General features: G+C 69.3%; 20 protein-coding genes. 13 read left to right on the top strand and 7 right to left on the bottom strand.

Annotated features, from left to right (window positions below):
- Window positions 1–1,152 (bottom strand): branched-chain amino acid ABC transporter permease, encoded by a 1,152-nt coding sequence (locus ACIBH1_RS40995; RefSeq protein ID WP_397319468.1) that lies wholly within the window; start codon window positions 1,150–1,152, stop codon window positions 1–3.
- Window positions 1,153–1,758: 606 nt separating this feature from the next.
- Window positions 1,759–2,106, bottom strand: coding sequence for a PaaI family thioesterase (locus ACIBH1_RS40990; RefSeq protein WP_397319593.1), 348 nt, complete (start codon window positions 2,104–2,106; stop codon window positions 1,759–1,761).
- A gap of 110 nt (window positions 2,107–2,216) precedes the next feature.
- On the opposite strand from ACIBH1_RS40990, the gene polA reads away from it, so the two are divergent.
- The 4 genes from polA to ACIBH1_RS40970 all read left to right on the top strand — a co-directional run bounded on the left by polA (window position 2,217) and on the right by ACIBH1_RS40970 (window position 8,727).
- A complete protein-coding gene (gene polA / locus ACIBH1_RS40985) occupies window positions 2,217–4,904 on the top strand; it encodes a DNA polymerase I (RefSeq protein WP_397319467.1) in 2,688 nt (895 codons plus the stop codon).
- Between the two features lie 355 nt (window positions 4,905–5,259).
- The gene (locus ACIBH1_RS40980; RefSeq protein ID WP_397319466.1) at window positions 5,260–6,288 is read left to right on the top strand and encodes a polysaccharide deacetylase family protein; all 1,029 of its coding nucleotides are present in this window, start codon (window positions 5,260–5,262) and stop codon (window positions 6,286–6,288) included.
- 189 nt (window positions 6,289–6,477) lie between these two features.
- A complete protein-coding gene (gene rpsA, locus ACIBH1_RS40975) occupies window positions 6,478–7,947 on the top strand; it encodes a 30S ribosomal protein S1 (protein ID WP_181608565.1) in 1,470 nt (489 codons plus the stop codon).
- Window positions 7,948–8,241: 294 nt separating this feature from the next.
- Window positions 8,242–8,727 (top strand): GNAT family N-acetyltransferase, encoded by a 486-nt coding sequence (locus ACIBH1_RS40970; protein WP_397319465.1) that lies wholly within the window; start codon window positions 8,242–8,244, stop codon window positions 8,725–8,727.
- On the opposite strand, the gene ACIBH1_RS40965 is transcribed toward ACIBH1_RS40970, so the two are convergent.
- Window positions 8,675–9,835, bottom strand: coding sequence for a pyridoxal phosphate-dependent aminotransferase (locus ACIBH1_RS40965; protein ID WP_397319464.1), 1,161 nt, complete (start codon window positions 9,833–9,835; stop codon window positions 8,675–8,677). The genes ACIBH1_RS40970 and ACIBH1_RS40965 overlap by 53 nt on opposite strands.
- Window positions 9,836–9,978: 143 nt before the next feature.
- Between ACIBH1_RS40965 and coaE the strand changes: the two genes are divergently transcribed.
- The 4 genes from coaE (at window position 9,979) to ACIBH1_RS40945 (ending at window position 13,216) form a co-directional block, all read left to right on the top strand.
- Window positions 9,979–10,578 carry a dephospho-CoA kinase gene (gene coaE, locus ACIBH1_RS40960; protein ID WP_397319463.1) on the top strand — a complete coding sequence of 200 codons (600 nt, stop codon included), beginning with the start codon at window positions 9,979–9,981 and terminating at the stop codon, window positions 10,576–10,578.
- A 71-nt stretch (window positions 10,579–10,649) separates the two neighbouring features.
- The gene (locus ACIBH1_RS40955) at window positions 10,650–11,807 is read left to right on the top strand and encodes an SLC13 family permease (RefSeq protein WP_397319462.1); all 1,158 of its coding nucleotides are present in this window, start codon (window positions 10,650–10,652) and stop codon (window positions 11,805–11,807) included.
- 93 nt (window positions 11,808–11,900) lie between these two features.
- The gene (locus ACIBH1_RS40950; protein ID WP_397319461.1) at window positions 11,901–12,932 is read left to right on the top strand and encodes a M4 family metallopeptidase; all 1,032 of its coding nucleotides are present in this window, start codon (window positions 11,901–11,903) and stop codon (window positions 12,930–12,932) included.
- A complete protein-coding gene (locus tag ACIBH1_RS40945) occupies window positions 12,929–13,216 on the top strand; it encodes a protealysin inhibitor emfourin (protein ID WP_397319460.1) in 288 nt (95 codons plus the stop codon). The genes ACIBH1_RS40950 and ACIBH1_RS40945 overlap by 4 nt, the downstream gene beginning before the upstream one ends.
- 111 nt (window positions 13,217–13,327) lie before the next feature.
- On the opposite strand, the gene ACIBH1_RS40940 is transcribed toward ACIBH1_RS40945, so the two are convergent.
- The 3 genes from ACIBH1_RS40940 to ACIBH1_RS40930 are packed head-to-tail and all read right to left on the bottom strand — an operon-like array spanning window position 13,328 to window position 16,922.
- Window positions 13,328–14,101 carry a sporulation protein gene (locus ACIBH1_RS40940; protein ID WP_397319459.1) on the bottom strand — a complete coding sequence of 258 codons (774 nt, stop codon included), beginning with the start codon at window positions 14,099–14,101 and terminating at the stop codon, window positions 13,328–13,330.
- An 11-nt stretch (window positions 14,102–14,112) separates the two neighbouring features.
- Complete coding sequence (locus ACIBH1_RS40935; protein ID WP_397319458.1) at window positions 14,113–15,318, bottom strand: SPFH domain-containing protein; 1,206 nt, start codon at window positions 15,316–15,318, stop codon at window positions 14,113–14,115.
- Window positions 15,315–16,922, bottom strand: coding sequence for an SPFH domain-containing protein (locus tag ACIBH1_RS40930; RefSeq protein WP_397319457.1), 1,608 nt, complete (start codon window positions 16,920–16,922; stop codon window positions 15,315–15,317). Before ACIBH1_RS40930 ends, ACIBH1_RS40935 begins: the two co-directional genes overlap by 4 nt.
- A gap of 192 nt (window positions 16,923–17,114) precedes the next feature.
- On the opposite strand from ACIBH1_RS40930, the gene ACIBH1_RS40925 reads away from it, so the two are divergent.
- From ACIBH1_RS40925 to ACIBH1_RS40915, 3 genes are read left to right on the top strand one after another with little or no spacing between them, the layout of a single operon-like run.
- Window positions 17,115–17,942 (top strand): ABC transporter ATP-binding protein, encoded by an 828-nt coding sequence (locus ACIBH1_RS40925; protein ID WP_397319591.1) that lies wholly within the window; start codon window positions 17,115–17,117, stop codon window positions 17,940–17,942.
- Window positions 17,939–18,781 carry an ABC transporter permease gene (locus ACIBH1_RS40920; RefSeq protein ID WP_397319456.1) on the top strand — a complete coding sequence of 281 codons (843 nt, stop codon included), beginning with the start codon at window positions 17,939–17,941 and terminating at the stop codon, window positions 18,779–18,781. The genes ACIBH1_RS40925 and ACIBH1_RS40920 overlap by 4 nt, the downstream gene beginning before the upstream one ends.
- Window positions 18,782–18,787: 6 nt before the next feature.
- Window positions 18,788–19,021 carry a helix-turn-helix transcriptional regulator gene (locus ACIBH1_RS40915; RefSeq protein ID WP_397319455.1) on the top strand — a complete coding sequence of 78 codons (234 nt, stop codon included), beginning with the start codon at window positions 18,788–18,790 and terminating at the stop codon, window positions 19,019–19,021.
- Here ACIBH1_RS40915 and ACIBH1_RS40910 read toward each other — a convergent pair.
- Window positions 19,013–20,179, bottom strand: a complete 1,167-nt coding sequence (locus ACIBH1_RS40910) for an FAD-binding protein (RefSeq protein WP_397319590.1) — start codon at window positions 20,177–20,179, stop codon at window positions 19,013–19,015. The genes ACIBH1_RS40915 and ACIBH1_RS40910 overlap by 9 nt on opposite strands.
- Before the next feature lie 102 nt (window positions 20,180–20,281).
- Between ACIBH1_RS40910 and uvrB the strand changes: the two genes are divergently transcribed.
- Both uvrB and ACIBH1_RS40900 read left to right on the top strand, forming a co-directional pair.
- Window positions 20,282–22,390 (top strand): excinuclease ABC subunit UvrB, encoded by a 2,109-nt coding sequence (gene uvrB / locus ACIBH1_RS40905; RefSeq protein ID WP_397319454.1) that lies wholly within the window; start codon window positions 20,282–20,284, stop codon window positions 22,388–22,390.
- A 20-nt stretch (window positions 22,391–22,410) separates the two neighbouring features.
- Window positions 22,411–23,220 carry an alpha/beta fold hydrolase gene (locus ACIBH1_RS40900; RefSeq protein WP_397319453.1) on the top strand — a complete coding sequence of 270 codons (810 nt, stop codon included), beginning with the start codon at window positions 22,411–22,413 and terminating at the stop codon, window positions 23,218–23,220.
- Window positions 23,221–23,236: the final 16 nt, after the last annotated feature.

Here is a 23,236-nt window from a genome sequence, read left to right as displayed (position 1 = left end):
TCAGCCGATCCGCTCGCGGCGGCCCAGGATGCCCTGCGGCCGGACGAGGAGCACGATGATCAGAATGGCCAGCGCGCCGACCGACTTCAGCTCCGGTGGCACCCAGAGCGTCGAGAGCTGGATGAACACGCCCACGACGATGGAGCCGACGAGCGCGCCGAACGCGGTGCCGAGGCCGCCGAGGGTGACGCCGGCGAAGATCAGGAGCAGGATGTCCTGGCCCATGGTGAACTTCAGCGACTGCGACAGCCCCAGCATGATGCCGGCCAGCGCGGCGATGGCGGCGCCGAGGGTCCAGATGATCCGGATCACCCGGTCGACGTCGATGCCCGAGGAGGCGGCCAGCGCCGGGTTGTCGGAGACCGCGCGGGCGGCCTTGCCGAGCCGGGTCTTGAGCAGCGCGATGCCGACGACGACCAGGACGAGCAGCTCGATGCCCATGGCCCACAGGTTCTTGGGAGCCACGGTGATCGGGCCGAGCTCCATGCCGGCCTGGGCGGTGTAGTCGGAGAACGACTCGTTCTGGGCGCCGAAGAAGAACTGGATCAGGTTGCGCAGCAGGATCGCCACACCGATCGAGATGATCATCATCGCGATCACGCCGGTGCCGCGCTTGCGCAGCCGGCCCCAGAAGAAGCGGTCCTGGAAATATCCGAAGGCTCCGCAGACGATCAGCGACAGCAGGGCCGCCAGTTCCAGCGGCATGCCCGACCAGCCGAAGATGCCGGTGTTGAACATGAACGCCACCACGGCGCCCAGCGTCACCAGCTCGCCATGGGCGAAGTTGGTCAGCCCGGTCGTTCCGTAGATCAGCGACAGGCCGAGCGCGGCCAGGGCGATGATCAGGCCCAGGTTCAGGCCTTCGAAGGCGAGCTGCGCCGCCTGACGGAAGAGCGCGCCCTCGCTGGGGTCGGCCGCCGGGGCCTCACCCGGCGCCGCCTTGGCCTCCAAGGGGAAGAGCACCGTACTCACGTTGCCCGCGAAGACCGTGGGCGTGCGGACGTTCTGTCCTCCACGCGGCTGGAGGTTGGGGGGCAACGTACTGGCGTCCAGAGTGACCTTGTACTTCCCGGCCTTCGGGACGGTCACTTCCCACGTGCCCTGGGCGCTGGTGGTGACCTCTTCGACGGGTTGACCGTCGTCCGTGGTCACGACGATTTTCGCGCCATTCACTGGTTGGCCTTGGTGTGTGAGAGTGCCCTTCAGCGCCTCTTTGGCGGGATCGGCGCTCGCCGGTCCGCCGAACAGGAGAATGAGCCCACCCAGGAAGGCCGTGAACGCGATCACGGCTCTGCGCAAATCTTGCTCCCTTGAAGTCCGAGGAGGTCCGGTCAGGACCCCCCCTCTCGACACGCAGGCATCGCAGGCACGACTGGGATGCTGTTGCGGGAGCCTATTCCGGGTACGCCCGGTTCCAAACCGTTCGTCACCAATTAGTGATGGGACTGATGTAAGGAATCCACCGAGGTCAGTGACCTGGTTGGGGCAAAATTGGGACTATCGGGGAAATGTCCTACGAATTCCTTACGGGCGTGATCCGCCCAAGGATTGGGGGCGTCCGGAAGCCGTCACGGACGGTGGGGAAGATCGAACCCGGGGGAGGACCTTTGGGACCATGAAGGGCTTCCCCGGCCCCACACGTTATCTACTCGGCCTCCCCGCGGGCTCTGCTGGGACAACGGTAGCGACCCTGGGAGCCGTGCGCAAAGGGAGACCGAAACTCACAGAAGGTTCACTGGTCGCGGGGTGTGTCCCCCGTTACGGGCGGTCGCGCAGCATGCAGGTGATGCGCGAGGTGCACACCCGACGGCCCCGCTCGTCGACGATCTCCACCTCGTACGTCGCCAGGGTGCGCCCGGCGTGCAGGGCGGTCGCCGTACCGGTCACGAAGCCCTCGGTGGCCGAGCGGTGGTGTGTGGCGTTGATCTCGATGCCGACCGCGATGCGCTCGGGACCGGCGTGGATGGCGGCGGCGATGGAGCCGACCGACTCGGCCAGCACGACCGAGGCCCCTCCGTGCAGCAGGCCGTACGGCTGGGTGTTGCCCTCGACCGGCATGCGGGCCACGACGCGCTCGGCGCCGGCCTCGAGGAACTCGATGCCCATGCGCTCGCCCAGGGTGCCCTGGTTCAGGGAGTTGATGAAGTCGGTGTCTGTCAAGGTCAAGGTGTCGTCTCCTCAGGTTTTCTGTCGCACTTGGAGACTAGGCTGCGTGTGTGCCGAAGAGTGAAGCGACCCCCGTGAGGCCCCGTCTCCTGCTGCTGGACGGGCATTCCCTGGCGTACAGGGCGTTCTACGCCCTCAAGGACGCGAACCTGATGACCACCGACGGTCAGCCCACGGCGGCCGTCTACGGGTTCACGTCGATGCTGACCAACATGATCAGGGATGAGCAGCCCACGCACATCGCGGTCTGCTTCGACCGGTCGGAACCGACGTTCAGGCACGAGACCTACGGCGATTACAAGGCCAACAGGTCGGCCACGCCCGACGAGTTCCGCGACCAGATGCGGCTCATCTTCGAGCTGCTCGACATCCTGCACGTGCCCTACCTGTCGAAGCCAGGCTTCGAGGCCGACGACCTCATCGCCACGCTGGCCACCCAGGCCGCCTCCGCCGACATGGACGTGCTGATCGTCACCGGCGACCGCGACGCCCTGCAGCTGGTCAACGAGCGCATCACCGTGCTCATGACCCGCCGCGGCATCAGCGACATGACCCGCTTCACGCCCGAGGCGGTCTTCGAGAAGTACGAGCTGACGCCGCAGCAGTATCCCGACTTCGCGGCGCTGCGCGGCGACCCCAGCGACAACCTGCTGTCCATCCCCGGCGTGGGCGAGAAGACCGCGGCCAAGTGGGTGCGCGACTTCGGCTCGCTCACCGCCCTCGTCGACCGCGTCGACGAGGTCAAGGGCAAGGTCGGCGAGAAGCTGCGCGACCACCTCGACCAGGTGCTGATGAACCGCCGCCTCACCGAGCTGCTGCGCGACGTGCCGATGGACGTCCCGATCGACGAGCTCAGGCAGGGCCAGTGGCAGCGCGAGGAGATCAACAAGCTCTTCGACTCGCTCCAGATCCGCGGCGAGCTGCGCGAGCGCGTGTTCAAGGTGCTCGGCACCGGCGAGGCGGACCCCGAGCAGGGCTTCGAGGTCGAGACCGTGATCCTCGGCCCCGGCCGCGTCGCCGGCTGGCTGTCGGCGCTGCCAGAGGGCCGCGCCGGGCTGGCGTTCAAGGGCGCGTACGGCAGCGGCACGGGCCGCATCGACGGCATCGCCGTGGCCTCGCCCGACGGCACCGCCGCCCACATCGACCCCGTCAAACTCACCGAGGACGACTTCACGGCCCTGGCCGCCTGGCTGGCCTCCGACGCCCCCAAGGCCGTCCACGACGCCAAGGGGCCGATGCTGGCGCTGTGGACCATGGGCATGGAGCTCGGCGGCCTGTCGTGCGACACCGCGCTCGCCGCCTACCTCGCCATGCCCGGCCAGCGCACCTTCGACCTCGAAGACCTGGCCCGCCGCTACGTCAACCGCGACCTGCGCGCCGAGACCGAGTCCAGCGGCCAGGCCGCGCTGTTCGGCGACGACGAGGACGCCCCCGCCAAGGACCTGGCCCTACGAGCCGCCGCCGTGCGCGAGCTCGCCGACGCCCTCGAAGACTTCCTCGGCGAGCGCGGCGGCACCAACCTGCTCGGCGTCGTCGAGCTGCCGCTGCTGGGCGTGCTGGCCGAGATGGAGCGGGCCGGCATCGCCGTCGACCGCGAATACCTCTCCGGCATGGAGGCCCAGTTCGCCGCCGGGGTCAAACAGGCCGTCGAGGAGGCCCACCGCGTCGTGGGCGAGCAGTTCAACCTCGGCTCGCCCAAGCAGCTGCAGGAGATCTTCTTCACCAAGCTGGGGCTGCCCAAGACGAAGAAGACCAAGACCGGCTACTCCACCGACGCCGAGCAGCTGGCCTGGCTGGCCACCCAGACCGACCACGAGCTGCCCGTCATCATGCTGCGCCACCGCGACCAGCAGAAGCTCATGACCACCGTCACCGGGCTGCTGGCCGAGATCTCCGACGACGGGCGCATCCACACCACCTTCAACCAGATCGTGGCGGCCACCGGACGGCTGTCGTCGGAGAAGCCCAACCTCCAGAACATCCCCATCCGCACCGCCGAAGGCCGCCGCATCCGGCAGGGCTTCACCGTCGGATCCGGCTTCGACACGCTGCTCACGGCCGACTACAGCCAGATCGAGCTGCGCATCATGGCCCACCTGTCGGGCGACCAGTCGCTCATCGAGGCCTTCGCCTCCGGCCACGACTTCCACCAGGCGACCGCCTCGCGGGTCTTCGACATCCCGCCGGAGCAGGTCGACGGCGAGCTCCGGGCCAAGATCAAGGCGATGAACTACGGCCTCGCCTACGGCCTGTCCGACTTCGGGCTGGCCGGGCAGCTCAACATCCCGGTCGCCGAGGCGAGGGCGCTGAAGGACGAATACTTCGAGGAGTTCGGCGGGGTGCGCGACTTCCTCCAGGCGATCGTCCAGCAGGCGCGCACCGACGGCTACACCGAGACCATCATGGGACGCCGCCGCTACCTGCCCGACCTCACCAGCGACAACCGGCAGCGGCGCGAGATGGCCGAGCGCATGGCGCTCAACGCGCCCATCCAGGGATCGGCGGCCGACATCATCAAGGTCGCCATGCTCAACGTGCGCCAGGCGCTGGCGGAGGCGGGGCTGGCCTCGCGGATGATCCTCCAGGTGCACGACGAGCTCGTGTTCGAGGTGGCGGCGGGGGAGCTGGAGGCACTGACGGCCCTGGTGCGCGAGCAGATGGCGGGTGCGTATCCGCTGCAGGTGCCGCTGGAGGTCTCCGTCGGCGTCGGCCGCACCTGGGAGGACGCGGGCCACTGACCCGCCCGCCTCCGGGCCAGCGGCTTTAGGGCCCTCCGGGTCCGCGGCTTCGGGCCCGCCGCCTCCGGGCCGGCGGCTTTTAGGGCCCGCCGCTACCGGGCCCGCGATCTCGGTCGTGGGCCCCGGGCGGGCCGCTCGCTGCCCGCGGGCAAGGCGCACGTCGCCTCGTTCGCGGGCCGGCCGTTTCCGCCCGGCAAGGCCCCAGCGGTCATGACCGCGGTGCCCCTCCGTCATGTCCGTATTTGCGGCCGGTTCCACTACGCTGAAGATTTGCTGGCAGCCCCTTCGGCCATGGAGTTCCGTGCGGAGTACAGCGTCACTCGCCCGAATCATCGCGATAGCCAACGTCGTCGTCGTGGTCCTCGCTCTGACGGCCCTGTGGTTACTGCCCTCCGACGAGCCCGTCACGGCCGCCAGGCCCGCGGCTGATCGGCCGAAGCCGCAGCCGAGCACCGTCTACCAGCCGCCGCCCGGAGTGGTCGCGACGCCGGCCTTCGCCAAGCAGGTAAAGGCGAACGAATCGGGGCTGATCCCGGTCCTCATGTACCACCGGATCATCAAGAAGCGCCTGGCCTCCATCGACCGCACACCGTCGCAGTTCCGCCAGGAGCTGGAGAAGCTGGCCAGGCAGGGCTACGTGCCGATCACCGCCAGGCAGTTCGCCACCGGCGACATCCGGGTGCCGGCGGGCAAGTACCCCGTGGTGCTCACGTTCGACGACGGCCACGAGTCGCACTTCCGCCTCGGCCCCGGCGACCGCCCTGAGCGCAACACCGCGGTGGCGATCCTCATGGACGTGGCCAGGAAGTACCCCCACTTCCAGCCGGTGGCGACCTTCTGGATCAACAAGCGGCCCTTCGGCCTCGACGACCCGGCCGAGCAGGCCAGGGCGGCGCAGTGGCTGGTGCGGAACGGGTTCGAGGTGGCCAACCACACCTGGAGCCACTACAACCTGCGCACGCTGAAGACCAAGAAGGTGCGCGAGCAGATCGTGCGGCTGGAGCGGCTGCTGAAGAAGCTGGGCGTGGAGCCCTCCCAGACGATGGCGTTGCCGTTCGGGAGCATGCCGCGCAGCAAGAAGGCGGCGGCCAAGGGTGCGTGGGACGGCACGCCGTACGGCATCGCGGGGGTGTTCCTCGCCGGGGCCGAGCCGTCGGTTTCGCCCTACGCGAAGTCCTTCGACCCGGGAGCGATCCAGCGGATCCAGAGCAACGGCAAGAAGGGCGAATGCCGCAAGTGGTGCTCGCAGTACTGGCTGGAATGGCTGAACAAGCACCCAGGTGAGCGGTATGTCTCCGACGGAGACCCTGATCACGTCTCCGTTCCCAAGGCGCTGCGAGGTAAAATCCACCCCAAGCGGAGGGGTCAGATCATCGCCTACTAGGCGACCGCCGAACCGGTCCCGGATTGACCCCTGGCTCCAGGTCTCATATGCTGATCGCTGCGCTGTGGGCTCGCGCGCGCCTCAGACGGAGCGGGCTCGCGCTCGATCTGGTCGAACCGGCTTGAACGAACAAAGGCCTGCAACGCGCCCGCCAATCGACTTCTGTCCGCGTTCGGAGCAATTCCACACATGACGTCCAGCACTGAGGCCACCTCGACCACCCCGCAGGTTGCGGTCAACGACATCGGGTCCGAGGAAGCCTTCCTCGCCGCGATCGACGAGACCATCAAGTACTTCAACGACGGCGACATCGTCGAGGGCACCGTCGTCAAGGTCGATCGAGACGAGGTTCTTCTCGACATCGGCTACAAGACCGAGGGTGTCATCCCCTCGCGTGAGCTTTCCATCAAGCACGATGTCGACCCGGCTGACGTCGTGGAAGTCGGCGAGCACGTCGAGGCTCTCGTCCTCCAGAAGGAGGACAAGGAGGGCCGCCTCATCCTGTCCAAGAAGCGCGCTCAGTACGAGCGGGCCTGGGGCACGATCGAGAAGATCAAGGACGAGGACGGCATCGTCACCGGCACGGTCATCGAGGTCGTCAAGGGCGGTCTCATCCTCGACATCGGCCTGCGCGGCTTCCTCCCGGCCTCCCTCGTGGAGATGCGCCGGGTCCGCGACCTGCAGCCGTATGTCGGCCGTGAGCTCGAGGCGAAGATCATAGAGCTCGACAAGAACCGCAACAACGTGGTTCTGTCGCGCCGCGCCTGGCTCGAGCAGACGCAGTCCGAGGTCCGCCAGACCTTCCTCAACACCCTCCAGAAGGGCCAGGTCCGCAAGGGCGTCGTGTCCTCGATCGTCAACTTCGGTGCCTTCGTGGACCTGGGTGGCGTCGACGGTCTGGTCCACGTGTCCGAGCTGTCCTGGAAGCACATCGACCACCCCTCCGAGGTCGTCGAGGTCGGCCAGGAGGTCACGGTCGAGGTCCTCGACGTCGACATGGAGCGCGAGCGCGTCTCCCTGTCGCTCAAGGCGACCCAGGAAGACCCGTGGCAGCAGTTCGCCCGCACCCACCAGATCGGCCAGGTCGTGCCGGGCCGCGTTACCAAGCTGGTGCCGTTCGGTGCGTTCGTCCGCGTCGAGGAGGGCATCGAGGGCCTGGTCCACATCTCCGAGCTGGCCGAGCGCCACGTGGAGATCCCGGAGCAGGTCGTCCAGGTCGGCGACGAGATCTTCGTGAAGATCATCGACATCGACCTCGACCGTCGCCGCATCAGCCTCTCGCTGAAGCAGGCCAACGAGAACGCCGGTGTCGACGTCGAGTTCGACCCGACGCTCTACGGCATGGCCGCGACCTACGACGACCAGGGCAACTACATCTACCCCGAGGGCTTCGACTCGGAGACCGGTGAGTGGCTCGAGGGCTTCGACAAGCAGCGCGAGGAGTGGGAGCGGCAGTACGCCGAGGCCCAGACCCGCTTCGAGGCTCACAAGAAGCAGATCGAGGAGGCCCGCAAGGCTGAGGCCGAGGCTGGCGAGGTTCCGTCCACCTACACCGGTGAGACCGCCCCGTCCGCCCAGGCTCCCGCCACGCAGGGCGCCCTCGCCTCCGACGAGGCTCTCGCCGCTCTGCGCGAGAAGCTCGCCGGCGGCCAGAGCTGAGGCTGGCTCTGAGGTAGCTTCATAGAACGGCCCCGCACTTCGGTGCGGGGCCGTTTCTTCGTTCCGGCACGTTCTCGTGGGGTCTTGTACGGCACGCATGGGTCACCCCCAGCCGCCGCACAGGGCCGGGCTCCGTCCAGGGAGACGGACAACGAGCGGGCGTGCCCGGCCACCGTTACGCGACGGCGGGGAAGGCAGGCGGTGACGCGCTTGGAGGGCCCGGTGGCGCGGCGGGAGCGGCATCGCCGCGAAAGCGGGTGCGGTGTTCCGGTGGCGCACCAGTAGGGTGGCCGCGTGGAGCACACGACGCGGATCGAGCCCGCCGGCCCCGGTGACGCGGGCGAGATCCTCACCCTCACCCGGGCCGCCTACGTCAGCGAGGCCCAGCTCTACGGAGATCCCTTCATCCCGCCCCTGGTCGAGTCGGTGGAGCAGGTCCGCAAGTCCATCGACACCGGCATCGTGTTCACCGCACGCGACGGCGCCCGCATCGTGGGCGCGGTGCGCGCCCGCATGGCGGGTTCGACGTGCCTGGTCGGGCGGCTGGTGGTGGCGCCGGACGCGCAGCGGCGCGGCATCGCGACGGCGTTGCTGGCTCACCTGCACGGGCAGTGCCCGGACGCCGAGGCGTTCGACCTGTTCACCGGTCACCTGTCGGAGGGCAATCTGCGGCTCTACCGCAGGCTGGGCTACCGGGAGACGCACCGCGAGCGCATGGACGACCACCTCACGCTGGTCCACCTGAGGCGAGCGCGACCCGGCGATGGTGCAGGCCGATGACGGGCGTCTCCAGGGGTGTGCCCGCGTACAGGTAGTGGGTCATGCCGAGCAGCAACCGCCGCACGTCGGGGCTGGGCCGTACGACCAGCCGCAGGAACTGGCTGGTGGTTCCGAGCTTGTTGCCGCATTCGCGCACGTGCACGCTGTGCCGTTCGAGCAGGTGGTCGCGCAGCTGTACCCCGTCGTGGCCGTCGGGCAGCTTGACCAGCAGGAAGTTGCCCTGAGAGCCGAAGACCGTCAGGCCCGGCATGGCTCCGAGCTGCTGGAGCATGATGTGCCGGTCCTGGGCCAGGCGGCGCAGGCTGTCGCGGTACTCCGCGAGGTGCTCCTTGAGCATGAAGACGACGACCTCGGCGAAGGAGTTGAGGTTCCATTTGGGCAGGGCGCCGCGGATGCGCCCGGCCAGGGCGGGGTTGGCGATCAGGTAGCCGAAGCGGATGCCGTGCAGGCCGAAGTTCTTGCCGAGGCTGCGCAGGACGATCACGTTGGGCCGCACCGCGGCCTCTCCGGCCAGTCCCGGGTACGGTTCGGCGTCGACGAAGTCGCCGAACGACTCGTCGACGATGACCAGGTCGAGGTCGATGAGCCGGTCGAGCAGCCGCACCACTTCGTGCTTGGGCAGGTAGCCGCCGTCGGGGTTGTTGGGGTTGCAGATGACGGCCACGCGGGAGCCGCGTGAGCGGATGAACCGCACGTAGTCGTCGACGTCGAGGCTGAAGTTGCGGCTCTCCAGCAGGGGGTACATGTCGACGCGCTTGCCGGTCTCCAGGGGCTGGTCGGTCCATCGGCCGAAGGTCGGGATGGGGATGGCCAGCGACTCGCGTACGAGCAGGTGGTCGATCCAGGTGATGAGCTCGGTGGAGCCGTTGCCCATGACGACGGTGCGGGGGTTGAGCCCGAGGGTGGTGCTGAGTTCGGCGGCGATGGTCTCGGAGTCGCTCGGGTAGTACTTGAGGATCGACTCGAGGTTCCCGCCCAGCCTGTCGAAGATCTCCGGGGTGGGGAAGTACGGGTTGCACGGGATGCAGAAATCCACCGGCGCCTGCTGCCCGGGTGCCTCGCGCACCAGCGAGAAGTGGGAACGGCTGTGTGCCTGTGCCAGGTCCAACGCGACCTCCGAGATGAGCCCGTCCGTTATGCGGGGATACGCGGCAGCCGTAGAGAAGGTTCAACGCGCTCGGCAAGCGCTTTCCAGGGGTTGGGCCCTGTCGAGCTCCGGCACGGTGAGGGTTCGCCTATAGGCTGGCCTCTGTGCTGAAAGTAGGCCTCACCGGAGGAATCGGGTCGGGTAAGAGCGAGGTCGCCAGGCGGCTGGCCGAGCGGGGCGCGGTCGTCATCGACGCCGACAAGATCGCCCGCGAGGTGGTCGAGCCCGGCACGCCGGGCCTGGCCCGCGTGGTGGCGGCCTTCGGCGCCGAGGTGCTGCACCCAGACGGCTCGCTCAACCGCGAGAAGCTCGGCTCGATCGTCTTCGCCGATCCCGAGCGCCTGGCCACGCTCAACGGCATCGTCCACCCGCTCGTCGGCGAACGGGTGGGCCTGCTGCAGAGCCAGGCGGCGGGCGACGCGATCGTCGTCTACGACGTGCCCCTGCTGACGGAGAACAAGCTGGCGCCGCTGTACGAGGTGGTCGTCGTGGTCGACGCCGCGGAGGAGACCCGCATCGCCCGCCTGGCCGAGCATCGCGGCATGGCCGCCGAGGAGGCGCGGGCGCGCATCGCCGCCCAGGCCACCCGCGAGGAGCGGCTCGCGGTGGCCGACGTGGTGATCTCCAACGAGGGCTCCCTGGAGGAGCTCGAACGGCAGGTCTCCGAGCTCTGGGAGCGGCTGACCGCACGCGCGCGGGCGTGAGAGGCGGGCTGTCCCGGCCGCTCGGCCCACTCCGGCTGACCGCACGCGCGCGGGCGTGAGAACATGCCGCTGTGCGCAGGCGGCTGAGCTTTCTCGACGGGGTGGCCGTGGGGCTGCCGGTGCTGGGCGCGCTGCTCGTCCTCGTGGGGTTGTTACCCGTCGAGGACGTGGTCGAGAGCCTGGACGAGGTCGTCCCGCTGCTGGGATTCCTCACCGGCCTGATGGTGCTGGCCGCGCTCAGCGCCAGGGCGCAGGTCTTCGACGCGGTCGCGGCCCGCCTGGCCGTCCTGGGCCGCGGCAACTACGCGCTGCTGTTCGCGGCGAGCGCGGCGTTCGCCACGGTCGTCACGATCTTCCTCAACCTCGACACGACGGCGGTCCTGCTCACCCCCGTCCTGCTGGCCCTGGCGGCCAGGTCGGGCATCTCGCCGCTGCCCCTGGCCATGACGACCCTGTGGCTGTCGGCCGCGGCCAGCCTGCTGCTGCCGGTCTCCAACCTCACGAACCTGCTCGCCACCGACAAGATCCACCTGTCGGCTACCGAGTTCGCGCGGCTCATGCTGGCGCCGCAGGCGGCCGTCCTGGCCGTCACGCTGGTCCTGCTGTGGGTGATGTTCTGGCGCCTGGCCAGGCGCGGCGAGCGCCGCTACGAGCCGAGGCCGCCCGAGCCGGTCGCCGACCGCGTCACCCTGATCGCCGCCGCCGTCGCCTGCCTGCTGTTCGCCGCCGCGATCGTGGCCGGGACCGAGGCCTGGCTGGCCGCGCTGGCCGCCGCCGCGATCGTCGTCGCGGTCTTCCTCGTGCGCGACCGCTCGGCGCTGTCGTGGTCGCTGATCCCGTGGCGGCTGCTCGGCCTGGTCACCGGACTGACCCTGATCGTCCCCGCCCTGGCGGCGTACGGCCTGGCCGACCTCATGGCCGCGCTCGTCGGCGACGACCGGGCGCGCACCGCCGCCACCGGGCTGGTGCTCGCCAACGCCGTCAACGGCCTGCCCGCCTACCTGGCCGTGCAGCTCGCCGTCCCGGTCGGGCGGCCCGAGCAGCTCGCCGTCCTGCTGGCCGCCGTCAACGCCGGAGCCGTGATCACCCCGTGGGCCTCGACGACGACGCTGCTGTGGCTGGAGAGCTGCCGGCGGTACGGCGTGAGCGTGCCCCTGGGGCGGTTCATGGCCTCGGGGCTCGTCCTGGCCGTCGCGGTCACGGTCGCCGTGATCCTGGTCACCGGATAATCACCTTTCCGGCTTCGGACAAGCACCGGCGCGGTGCATCAAAAGCGGAGATCGTGGATCCCACCAGCTGTCAGCCGACCAGGGAGGGAACCCATGCTTTGCTCGATCGTCCCGCCGGACCTGCTGCTCGACCTCGGCATCGACGCCCGCCAGCTGGAGCAGGCGAGCGTCATCCGCATCCAGCGCACCCTGCTGGCCGCCGCCCAGCGCAGCCTCAACCTCCGCCTCACCCTCGACGAGGAGGCGCCCGGCCTGCTGCGCACCGTCTACGACGCCGAGCACGGCTCCTTCGGCAGCCTGCCGGGCGTCAAGGTGCGCGGCGAGCACGATCCGGCCACCACGGACGAGGCGGTCAACGACGCCTTCGACAACGCCGGCCGTACCTACGCCTTCTACAAGGAGATCTTCGACCGCGACAGCATGGACGACCGGGGCATGGAGCTGGTCTCCTCGGTGCACTTCGAGACCGACCACAACAACGCCTACTGGAACGGCTTCCAGATGATCTACGGCGACGGGGACGGCGACGTCTTCGTGCGCGGGTGCTTCCCGAAGCTGCTCGACGTGGTGGCGCACGAGCTCACCCACGGGGTGACCGACTTCACCGCCGGGCTCGTCTACAGCAAGCAGCCCGGCGCGCTCAACGAGTCGTTCTCCGACGTCATGGGAGCGCTGGCCACGCAGTACGCCCTGGGCCAGACGGCCGACCAGGCCGACTGGCTGATCGGCAAGGGCTGCTTCGGGCCGGCGATCGCCGGTGAGGCCCTGCGTTCGATGAAGCAGCCGGGCACCGCCCACCCGCACGACCGCCAGCCCGCGCACATGCGCGACTACCTCGACCTGCCCGACGACGGCGACCCGCGCAACGACCACGGCGGCGTGCACATCAACTCCGGCATCCCCAACCACGCCTTCTACCTGGCCGCGACCGCCCTGGGCGGGCACGCCTGGGAGCGGGCGGGAAGGATCTGGTATGTCACACTGACGGAACGGCTGGGGCCGGTGTCCCAGTTCGACGACGTGGTGGAGGCGACCGTGGCGGTGGCGGGGGAGTTGTACCAGGCGGACTCCGACGAGCAGAAGGCCGTGCGGAGCGCCTGGCAGCAGGTGGGCCTGCTGCCGTGAAGGTGACGGTGGTGCAGGGAGGCGGGTTCGGCGGCCTGGTGCTCACCACCACGGCCGACACGGCCGCCCTGCCCCTCGACGACGCCATCAGGCTGCGCGAGGCGGCGCGCGGGTTCTCCGAGCTGCCGGCGACGGTGGGCGGGCCGGGCCACGCCGACCAGCTGCTGACGGAGATCACCGTGGAGGACGACGAGGGCAAGAGCCACACCGTGCGCTTCGCCGAGGACGAGCGGCTGGGAAGGCTGGTCGCGCTGGTCCGCGCGATGGGCGGGCGTGACGGATGACCCGGCGATCCCGGGCGGCGCGAGCCGGTGCTCGCGGCCGCCCGGCATGTCGGGAGCGACCCCACCCGGCGTGAGCGGCCACCCCCCGGCCGCCTGCCGTACTCCTGAGGGCTAGAACCAGCCGCGGTGACGCGCCATGGCCTCCAGGCCCCGCTGCAGGGCCTGGTCGGCGGTGGCGGGCGGGTCGGTGTAGCGGACGGTGAAGCGGTTGTACGCGTCGTGGCCCGAGCTGAGGAAACCGCCGCGCTTGTCGGCCTCCAGGATGACGTCCATCTGCGCGGGACCGGCGATGAAGGTCAGCTCCAGCTCGTTGAAGTAGCGCCGCCAGTTGCCGCCCGCGTAGTACTCGATCTCCTGGAAGAACGGCATCGTCGAGCCGTACAGCGTGCCGCGCTCCAGGTCGGCCTTCTTGAAGTGGAAGCCCATGCGGTCGAGCGCCGCGATGACGTACTCCTGCACGGGCAGCGGGTTGACGAACAGCGGGTCGAGGTCGCCCTTGTCGAGCGCGCCCGCCAGGGCCAGCTCGGTCTGCACGCCCAGGCGCATGCCGTGCAGCGGGTTGCCGCCGATCGCGCTGATCGGGGTCTCCCACGGCATCGGGATCTCGAACGGCTGGCTGTGCGCCGCCCCCGCGGCCAGCTGGAACGATCCGGCCACCTGCTGGCGCAGGAAGCTGTAGGTCGACTTGTACTCGTTGTCGCCGCTTTCCACCTCGACGACGGCGGTCAGGTCGATGAAGATGCCCTCGACCTTGTAGTCGGAGCTCCCGCCGCGGAAGTTGACCACTCCGCGCAGCAGCTCACCCGGGCGGACGCTGGTGCCGCTCAGGACCGTGTCGACTTCGACGCCCGCCCCGAAGGCGGCCATCAGCTTGCGAAACACCATGGGGTTCTCTCCTAGTGGGGTTCTTTCCCGTTTGCGGCGATTCTCGGGAGGAGCTGGGCGAGCAGGAGCGTGGACAGGGCGGAGTCCTCTCCGTTGCCACGCGTGCGGACGACCAGCGGCTGAGGGGCGCTCTCCGCGAGCTTGGCGCCGACGTCGAGTCGCCGGCGAGCCAGTTCGTACTGCAGGACCGCGCGGTTGTCGCGGTAGGAGTCGGCCAGCCGGCGCAGCGCCTTGGCCTCGTTCTCCGCAGCGGTCAGTTCGGCACGGCCGCGGGCCTCGATCTCCCAGCGCACGCGCTGAGCCTCGGTCTCGTGCTCCTCCAGCATGCGCGCGACGTCCTTCTTCGCCTTGTTCAAGGAGGCCTTGACCTCGACGATGCGGGCGTCACGGGTCTTCTTGGCCCGCTCGATCTCCATCGACAGGGTGTCGATGCGACGCTTGCGGGTCAGCTCCCACTCGCGCTCGTAGGCCGACAGCTCCTTGGCGACCTTCTCGCGCGTGGCCAGGTGCTGCTGGTACTGGTCGGGCAGCTGCACGTCAGGGATGTTGGCTCCCGTGACGCGCACGCCGTAACGGCCCAGCTGGCGGTTGAGCGCGTCCTGCATGTCGCCCACGTCGCTGCCGCGCAGGTCGTAGGCGCGTTCGGTGTTGACCCTGCGGCCGCGCTGGCGGATCGCGTCCTGCACGGCGCTGGAGAGCACCAGGTCGAAGTTGCCCGCGCCGATGGTGCGGACGAACGCGACCGGGTCGACGATCCTGAACTTCAGGAAGAACTCGATCGACTTCAGCGGGACGTTCTCCGCGGTCGGGCAGGCCACGATCGGCGCGGAGTAGGGGATCTCGGTCGAGGTGTCGACGACCGCGTCCACCCGGTCCCACGGCAGCCACAGGTAGTGCCGTCCGGGCGGCAGCACCCCGGTGATCGCGCCCCACCGGCTGCGCACGCCGGTGGTGCCCTCCTCGATCTCGATGATGGCCCTGCGCCACATCCAGACCAGGGCGACGAGCATCAGCAGCAGCCCGATCGCGATGCCGAACGGGTTGAGCGTGCCGATCGCGTACAGCGCCAGGAAGATCAGCGAGATCCACGCGAAGCCGCGCCGGTCCTTGGGGATGACGACGGGGACCAGCTGGCCCTGCTCGCCGCCGCGCAGCAGCTGGCGGATCTCGGACCAGGAGGCCAGAGACTCCTTGATCTTGGAGAATTCACGGCTCATCGGACCTCACCACCCGGCAGGGCTCGCTCCACGGTCGTCTCGCTGTCGATCTCAGGCTCCCTGACCTCGGGTGTCTCCGTCTTGAGCAACGAAGAGATCTCCTCCTGGCGTTCCGAGATGCGCTGGGCAATTTCGGAGAGCCGGCCTCGGATGGCGGCCATGTCCTCGTCGGAGAAGAGGGCGGCGTCCTTGCTGCCCACGAGCTGCTTGGCCAGGGCCAGGAAGTCGATGTCGGTGTCGTCGCCGACCTGGACCACCTGCGGCAGCCGCGCGGCCACGCCCTCCAGCTTGTCCATCAGGTCCTGCTGGAAGCGGTAGTCGAGGATCTGCGGCGCCTCGGCGGCGCTGAGGGCGCGGATGTCGAGCGCCTGGGCCTCCAGGAGCGCCGCGTTGGCCTTGGCCGTGGTCTCGGCCTCCACCAGCCGCTGCTGGGCCTGGGCCTTGGCCTGGTGCGTCGCGCGCTCCAGGGCCGTGTCCATGCGGGCCTGGTAGGCGGCGATCTCGGCCTGGATGGCGCTGAGGGTCTCCTGCAGCCCGGCCAGCTCCTTGATCAGGTCGCCCTCGTTCTGCTCCTTGCGCAGCACCAGCTCGTACTCGTAGGTGTAGGCCTCCTTGGCCACCCTGACCATCTCGGGGGCCGCCAGGTCCATGCGGTACTCCTGGCTGGACGGCTCGGCGTGCGTGATGTTCACGTCCGTGAGCCGTACGGCGGGCAGGAACTGCTGGTTGAGCGACTCGAGCATGCCCTGGGTGCTCTCGCCCACCAGGTCGTAGATGTCCTCGGCCCGCTGGGCGTAGATGAGGCTGCGGGTGACCTCGCTGATGGCGTTCTGCAGCTTGGAGGAGAACCCGCTCACGCTGCCGAGCACGAAGATGAACTCGGCCGGGTTCTCGATGCGGAACTGCAGGAACAGGTCGACGCTCGCCTTGACGCCCTGCTGGGTCGGAGCCTCCCTGATGGGGGCGTTGAACGGGTACTCCCGCGTGGTGTTGACGATGTAGCTGACCCGCTTCCACGGGTTGAACAGCGTCACCCGGCCCGGCGGCGCGACCTGCACGAGCTTGCCGAACTTGGTGATCAGCGCGTGCGAGCCGTCGGGCACCATGACGACGCTGCGCCTCCACCACAGGAAGGCCAGCGCGAGCACCAGCACGACCCAGTAGTGGATGCCGAACAGCACCGAGGCGATCTCGATGAACCCGCCGAGCAGCCCGATCAGCCCCAGGACCACCAGGACGATCATCGGGATGATCAGCTTGGCCGTCCCCGCCTTCGGGATCACCACGGGCGAGATCACGTGGTTGCCGGCCTGGTCGGTGAAGCTGCGGGCCAGCACCTCGCCGGCCTCGTTGATGGAGACGCTGCGCGCCTCGATCACGGTGCCGATCGAGACGCTGCCATCCCGGGCCGCGGCGAAGTCGCGCGGGTTGAGCGCGAACGCCGCCGGCTGGCCCTGCTGGCCGGGCTGCCCGCCCGGGCCCATGACCTGGCCCACCGCCTGGTCCATGGCCTGGCCGACGGCCTGCCGTACGTTCCCGCCCTGGACCACGGCTTGCGCTATTCCCTGCCCTGCCTGAAGCAGGGCCTCCCTGGGTCGTGACATTGCACCTCTCTTCGCATATCCCCGTGATTCCGACCGTATCTATCCCGACTTGCTAACCGCTTGCAAGCTATGTCGTACACCTCTTGTGATTCGTAGTAGGTGTGCTACAAAGGAAGCATGAGTGCTATGCCTTCGTTAGAAGACGCAGTGCACGATTTGGCAACGGACGTCATCCGCGTCCATGACCTGCGGATGAGCTACGGCCCTGTCGAAGTGCTCAAAGGCGTCGATTTCACGGTACGGCGGGGCGAGGTGATCGTGCTGCTGGGGCCGAACGGGGCGGGCAAGACGACCACCATCGAGATCCTCGAAGGTTTCCGCATGCGCTCCGGCGGCCAGGCCACGGTGCTCGGCGTCGACCCGGCGCGCGGAGACGAGGCCTGGCGCGCCCGCCTGGGAGTGGTGCTGCAGTCGTGGCGTGACCACGGCCGATGGAAGGTCGGCGAGCTGCTGGCCCACCTGCGCGAGTTCTACACGCCCTACCGCGCGCCCTTCGAACTCGACGAACTGCTCGCCGCCGTCGGGCTCGACGAGCACGCGGGCCGTCGCCTGTCGAAGCTCTCCGGCGGGCAACGCCGGCGCCTCGACGTCGCCATCGGCATCGTGGGCCGCCCCGAGGTGCTCTTCCTCGACGAGCCCACCGCCGGCTTCGACCCGCACGCGCGGCGCGACTTCCACGATCTGCTCCACCGGCTGTCCGACCTGGAGGAGACCACCATCCTGATGACCACGCACGACCTCGACGAGGCCGAGAAGCTGGCCGACCGCATCCTGATCCTCGACGAGGGAAGAATCGTCGCCGACGGCAGCCCGGACGCGCTCGCCCGCAAGGTCGCCAGGGACGCGCAGGTGCGGTGGAGCCTCGACGGCGAGCACTTCGTGCACGCCACCGACGACGTGACCGCGTTCGTGCGCGGCCTGTTCGCCCAGCACGGCGACGCCGTCCAGGACCTGGAGATCCGCCGGGCCACGCTGGAGGACACCTACATGGCGATGGTGCTGAAGGAGGCGCGGCGATGATCTGGCACGCCGTACGGCTGGGCCTGCGCCGCGGGCTGACGGAGACCAAGCACGCCTTCCGCGAGCCCCAGGAGATCTTCTTCACACTCTTCTGGTCCGTCTCCTTCCTGGCGGTCATCTACTTCCAGCGCGACGCCACCATCGCCGGGGTCTCGCTGGCGGCGCTCACGCTGCCCAGCCTGGTCACCCTGGGCATCGCCTTCAACGGGCTGATGGGCATGGTCGGCGGCCTGTCCGTCGAGCGCGAGGACGGCACCCTGCTGCGCGCCAAGTCGGTGCCGCACGGCATGGTCGGCTACGTGATCGGCAAGGTGGTGCTGATCTCGCTGAGCTCGCTGAGCGGGTCGATGGTGGTCCTGCTGCCGTCGTTGTTCCTGGTGTCCGCGCTCGACTCGGTGGGCGTGGCCGGATGGCTCGGCCTGTTCGGGATCCTGATGCTCGGCCTGCTGGCCACGCTGCCCTGGGGGGCGGTCATCGGCTCGTTCGCCAACAGCCCGCAGACCGCGGCCGGGTTCTCGATGCTGGGACTGGGGGGTCTGGCCGCCGTCTCCGGGATCTTCTACCCGATCACCTCGATGCCCGGCTGGCTGCAGGTCGTGGCGCAGGCCTTCCCGCCGTACTGGCTGGGACACGGCGCCAGGGCCGCCGTGCTGCCACCGGACTTCGCGGCGGCGGAGCTGACCGGAGCGTGGCGGGCCGAATGGGCCGTGCTGGTGCTGGCACTCTGGGCCGCGGCGGGTTTCCTGATCGCGCCCGGCGTTCTGCGTAGGATGGCGCGCCGGGAGTCGGGTTCGGCGATGCAGGCCCGGCGTGAGCGTGCGATGCAACGAGTTGGCTGATATTTCGTGACCGAGACCGTATACAACCGCATTGCCCTGCTCCGCGCGGAGCGGGGCATCAGCCGCCGCCAGCTGGCCGACGCCCTGGGGGTGCACTACCAGACCGTCGGCTACCTCGAACGCGGCGAATACAGCCCGTCCCTCTTCCTGGCCCTGCGGATCGCGACCTTCTTCGAGGTTCCGGTGGAGGTGATCTTCTCGGTCACGCCGTTCCCGCGCATCGGCGAACGGTCAGCCTAGGAGCTCGTCGAGCAGCTCGTTCCGGAACTTCGCGCCCGGGTCGAAGCGCCCGGCGAGCTCCAGGAACCGGGGATCGATCCCCGGCCGGGTGACGAAGATCTTCCCCCAGTGCGGCCTGGGATCGAACGGGCGCAGCACGCTCTCCACCAGCTTGACCGCCTCCAGCACCCTGGCCGGCTCCTTCAGCCAGGTGAAGTGCAGCGCCACCGTCGCCCTGCCGTACGCCGGGCTCAGCCACAGCCCGTCGGCCGCGACGCTGCGGATCTCCGAGACGTGCAGCACGGGACGCAGCAGCTCGCCCACCTTCGCCAGCTCCGCCACCGCCTCGTCGGCGTGCTCGCGCGCCACCATGAACTCCGACTGCAGCTCCTCGCCGGCGCTCGGCAGGAACTCGGCGCGGAAGTGCGGCAGCCGCTCGTGCCACGGCCCTGGCACGCCGAGCTGCTGCGTGCAGTTGCCGGTGGGCATGCCCGCGATCGGATGCCGGGGCCCGTCGGCCGCGGTCCTGCCGACCCGCGGCGGCGCGGTGTCCTTGACCCAGAGCTGGGAGGTGTCCCAGTCGGTGAAGACGCTCACGCTGTAACCCGGGGTGGCGTAGTCGGTGGTCAGGGCGTCGTCGAAGACGTACTGCCGCAGCTCGAACGAGGGCACCAGGTCCAGCGTCAGCGCGGTTACCACGCCCAGCGCGCCCAGGGAGACCACCGCGCCCTCGAAGCCCTCGTCGCCCCTGCTCAAGGTGACCTCGTCCCCGTCCGCCGTCACCAGCTCGACGGCGGCCACCGAGGTCGACAGGCAGCCGTTGTGCTCGCCCGACCCGTGCGTTCCCGTGGCCACCGCCCCGGCGACGGAGATGTGGGGGAGCGAGGCCAGGTTCGCCAGCGCCCAGCCCCCGGCGTCGAGCCGCGGGCAGATGTCGGCGTAGGTCAGCTCGCCGCCGATGCGCACCTGGTGGCGGTCGGTGTCGAGGTCGAACGTCTTCGGCATCCTGGCCAGGCTCACCAGGTCGCCCGTGGTGTCGGTGAGCTCGTTGAAGGTGTGGCCGGTGCCCACGACCCTGAGCCTGGGCGACCGGGCGACCAGCGCCCGCAGGGAGGGCCCGGTGGAGGGCGAGTGGAGTTGCCTGGCGCGGAAGGTGACGTTGCCGGCCCAGTTACGCATCACGTCACAGATCGTAAGCTCCACCGTGTCCCGGGGACCGAACGCACCCCACTTCTTCGAGCGATGCAAGAAATGTCGGAGCGGTTTCCTACAGTGGACACCATGCGACCGGTGACAGACTTGCAGCGTAAGGTGGCCCCCTTCGAGGTCGTCACCGAGATGACCCCGTCCGGCGACCAGCCCACGGCCATCGCCGAGCTGGAGCGCCGCGTTCTCGCGGGCGCCAAGGACAACGTGCTGCTCGGCGCCACCGGCACCGGCAAGACCGCCACGGTGGCCTGGCTGATCGAGCGCCTCCAGCGCCCGGCCCTGGTGATGCAGCCGAACAAGACGCTGGCCGCGCAGTTCGCCAACGAGCTGCGCGAGATGCTGCCCAACAACGCGGTGGAGTATTTCGTCTCCTACTACGACTACTACCAGCCCGAGGCGTATGTCCCGCAGAGCGACACCTACATCGAGAAAGACTCCTCGATCAACGACGAGGTCGAGCGCCTGCGCCACTCGGCGACCAACTCGCTGCTCACGCGCCGCGACACGATCGTCGTCGCCTCGGTGTCGTGCATCTACGGCCTGGGCACCCCGCAGGAGTACGTCGACCGCATGACCCGGCTGAAGGTCGGCATGGAGGTCGAGCGCGACCAGCTGCTGCGCCGCCTGGTCGACATGCAGTACACCCGAAACGACCTGTCCTTCACACGCGGCACGTTCCGGGTGCGGGGCGACACGATCGAGATCATCCCCAAGTACGAAGAGCTCGCGGTCCGCATCGAGATGTTCGGCGACGAGATCGAGAAGCTCTCGACGATGCACCCGCTCACCGGCGAGGTCATCACCGAGGACGAAGAGCTCTACATCTTCCCCGCCTCCCACTACGTCGCCGGCGAGGAGCGCATGGCCAGGGCGGTGGCGCAGATCGAGGTCGAGCTGGAGCAGCGCCTGGCCGAGCTCGAACGGCAGGGCAAGCTCCTCGAGGCGCAGCGGCTGCGCATGCGCACCACCTACGACATCGAGATGATGCGCCAGATCGGCACCTGCTCCGGCATCGAGAACTACTCGCGCCACATGGACGGCCGCGAGGCGGGCAGCGCGCCCAACACCCTGCTCGACTACTTCCCCGAAGACTTCCTGCTGGTCCTCGACGAGTCCCACCAGACGGTGCCGCAGATCGGGGCCATGTACGAAGGCGACGCCTCCCGCAAGCGCACCCTCGTCGACCACGGCTTCCGCCTGCCGTCCGCGCTCGACAACCGCCCGCTGAAGTGGGAGGAGTTCCTGGAGCGCATCGGCCAGACCGTCTACCTGTCGGCCACCCCCGGCGCCTACGAGCTCGGCCGCGCCAAGGGCGAGGTCGTCGAGCAGGTCATCCGCCCGACCGGACTGGTCGACCCCGAGGTCGTCATCAAGCCCACCAAGGGCCAGATCGACGACCTGGTCCACGAGATCCGCACCCGCGCCGACCGCGACGAGCGGGTCCTGGTCACGACGCTGACCAAGAAGATGTCGGAAGACCTCACCGACTACCTCCTGGAGCTCGGCATCCGGGTGCGCTACCTCCACAGCGAGGTCGACACCCTGCGCCGCATCGAGCTCCTGCGCGAGCTGCGCCTGGGCGAGTTCGACGTCCTGGTGGGCATCAACCTCCTGCGGGAGGGTCTCGACCTGCCGGAGGTGTCGCTGGTGTCGATCCTCGACGCCGACAAGGAGGGCTTCCTGCGCTCGGAGACCTCGCTCATCCAGACCATCGGCCGTGCCGCGCGTAACGTCTCCGGCCAGGTCCACATGTACGCCGACAAGATCACCCCTTCGATGGAGCGGGCGATCGACGAGACCAACCGGCGCCGGGCCAAGCAGATGGCCTACAACGAGGCCAACGGCATCGACCCGCAGCCGCTGCGCAAGAAGATCGCCGACATCCTCGACTCGCTGCAGCGCGAAGACGCCGACACCGAGCAGCTCATGGGATCCGGGCGCCAGCAGTCCCGCGGCAAGGCGCCGGTGCCGGGCTTCGTGGCCAAGCAGGCCGGCCAGCACGCCAAGGCCATCGCCGGGGAGCTGCCCAGGGCGCAGATGGAGTCGTTGATCGAGTCGCTGACGGAGCAGATGCACCAGTCCGCGGCCGACCTGCAGTTCGAGGTGGCGGCGCGGCTGCGCGACGAGATCAAGGAGCTGAAGCGGGAGCTGCGCGACATGAAGGAAGCCGGGGTCAAGTAAGTGAAGCCGGAGTCAAGCAGGTGACGAGCACCACCGGCACGCTCGAATTCCGCGTTCCCGCTCCCGGCGGAGGGCTGCTGTGGGCGGAGCGCGGGGGTCGCGGGAGTCCGGTGGTGCTGCTTCACGGCGCCGGCATGGACTCCCGCCTGTGGGACTCCGTCGTGCCCGAGCTGCGCCGCCACCACGACGTCATCCGCTACGACGCCCGCGGGCTCGGCCGCTCCGCCCCGCCCGACGGGCCGTTCGACGACCTCGACGATCTGCGTGCCGTCCTCGACCACTTCGGCCTGCCCGCGGCCGCGCTGGTGGGGCTGAGCATGGGCGGCGAGACCGCGCTCGACTTCGCCCTCGCCCGCCCCGAGCGGGTCACCGCCCTGGCCCTGGTCGGCACCTCCGTCAGCGGCCACGCCTGGCCGTCCGACGCCGAGACCGACGCCTACGGCCGGGCCCGCAGGGAGGGCGACGCGGCGGCGCTGGCCGGGCTGGAGCTGTCCGTCTGGGCGTCCATGGGGCGAGCGGCGCCCGGCGGGGCGCTCATCGAGACGATGGTGCGGGACAACGCCGAACGACGCCTCGTCAGCGAACACCACCTCGCCTTCTTCCCCGGCCGTGAGGCCGAATCCCGGCTCGACCGCATCACCGCCCCCACCCTGGTCCTGCACGGCGACCGCGACCACCCGGAGATCGCGGTGATCGCCGGACGGCTCGTCGCCGGCCTGCCCCACGCCCACGGCCAGGTGGTCGCCGGCGCCGACCACTACCTGCCGCTGCGCGCCCCCGATCGCCTCGCCGGGCTGCTGCTCGCCCACCTTCGCACCGGTTGCCCGTGAAGCGCCCGGTCCGATA

It is taken from the genome of Nonomuraea sp. NPDC050663 (genome assembly GCF_044456985.1).
Classification (GTDB): domain Bacteria; phylum Actinomycetota; class Actinomycetes; order Streptosporangiales; family Streptosporangiaceae; genus Nonomuraea.
The sequence above is the reverse complement of the archived record's forward strand: the minus strand, read 5'-3'. Positions and strand labels throughout refer to the sequence as shown.

Bases quoted from the DNA above. Each gene is read 5' to 3' on its own strand.
- ACIBH1_RS40990 (WP_397319593.1), bottom strand. From the start codon at position 2,106: ATGGGCATCGAGTTCCTCGAGGCCGGCGCCGAGCGCGTCGTGGCCCGC.
- rpsA (WP_181608565.1), top strand. From the start codon at position 6,478: ATGACGTCCAGCACTGAGGCCACCTCGACCACCCCGCAGGTTGCGGTC.
- ACIBH1_RS40950 (WP_397319461.1), top strand. From the start codon at position 11,901: ATGCTTTGCTCGATCGTCCCGCCGGACCTGCTGCTCGACCTCGGCATC.
- ACIBH1_RS40940 (WP_397319459.1), bottom strand. From the start codon at position 14,101: ATGGTGTTTCGCAAGCTGATGGCCGCCTTCGGGGCGGGCGTCGAAGTC.
- ACIBH1_RS40935 (WP_397319458.1), bottom strand. From the start codon at position 15,318: ATGAGCCGTGAATTCTCCAAGATCAAGGAGTCTCTGGCCTCCTGGTCC.
- ACIBH1_RS40930 (WP_397319457.1), bottom strand. From the start codon at position 16,922: ATGTCACGACCCAGGGAGGCCCTGCTTCAGGCAGGGCAGGGAATAGCG.
- ACIBH1_RS40925 (WP_397319591.1), top strand. From the start codon at position 17,115: ATGAGCTACGGCCCTGTCGAAGTGCTCAAAGGCGTCGATTTCACGGTA.
- ACIBH1_RS40920 (WP_397319456.1), top strand. From the start codon at position 17,939: ATGATCTGGCACGCCGTACGGCTGGGCCTGCGCCGCGGGCTGACGGAG.
- ACIBH1_RS40910 (WP_397319590.1), bottom strand. From the start codon at position 20,179: ATGCGTAACTGGGCCGGCAACGTCACCTTCCGCGCCAGGCAACTCCAC.
- uvrB (WP_397319454.1), top strand. From the start codon at position 20,282: ATGCGACCGGTGACAGACTTGCAGCGTAAGGTGGCCCCCTTCGAGGTC.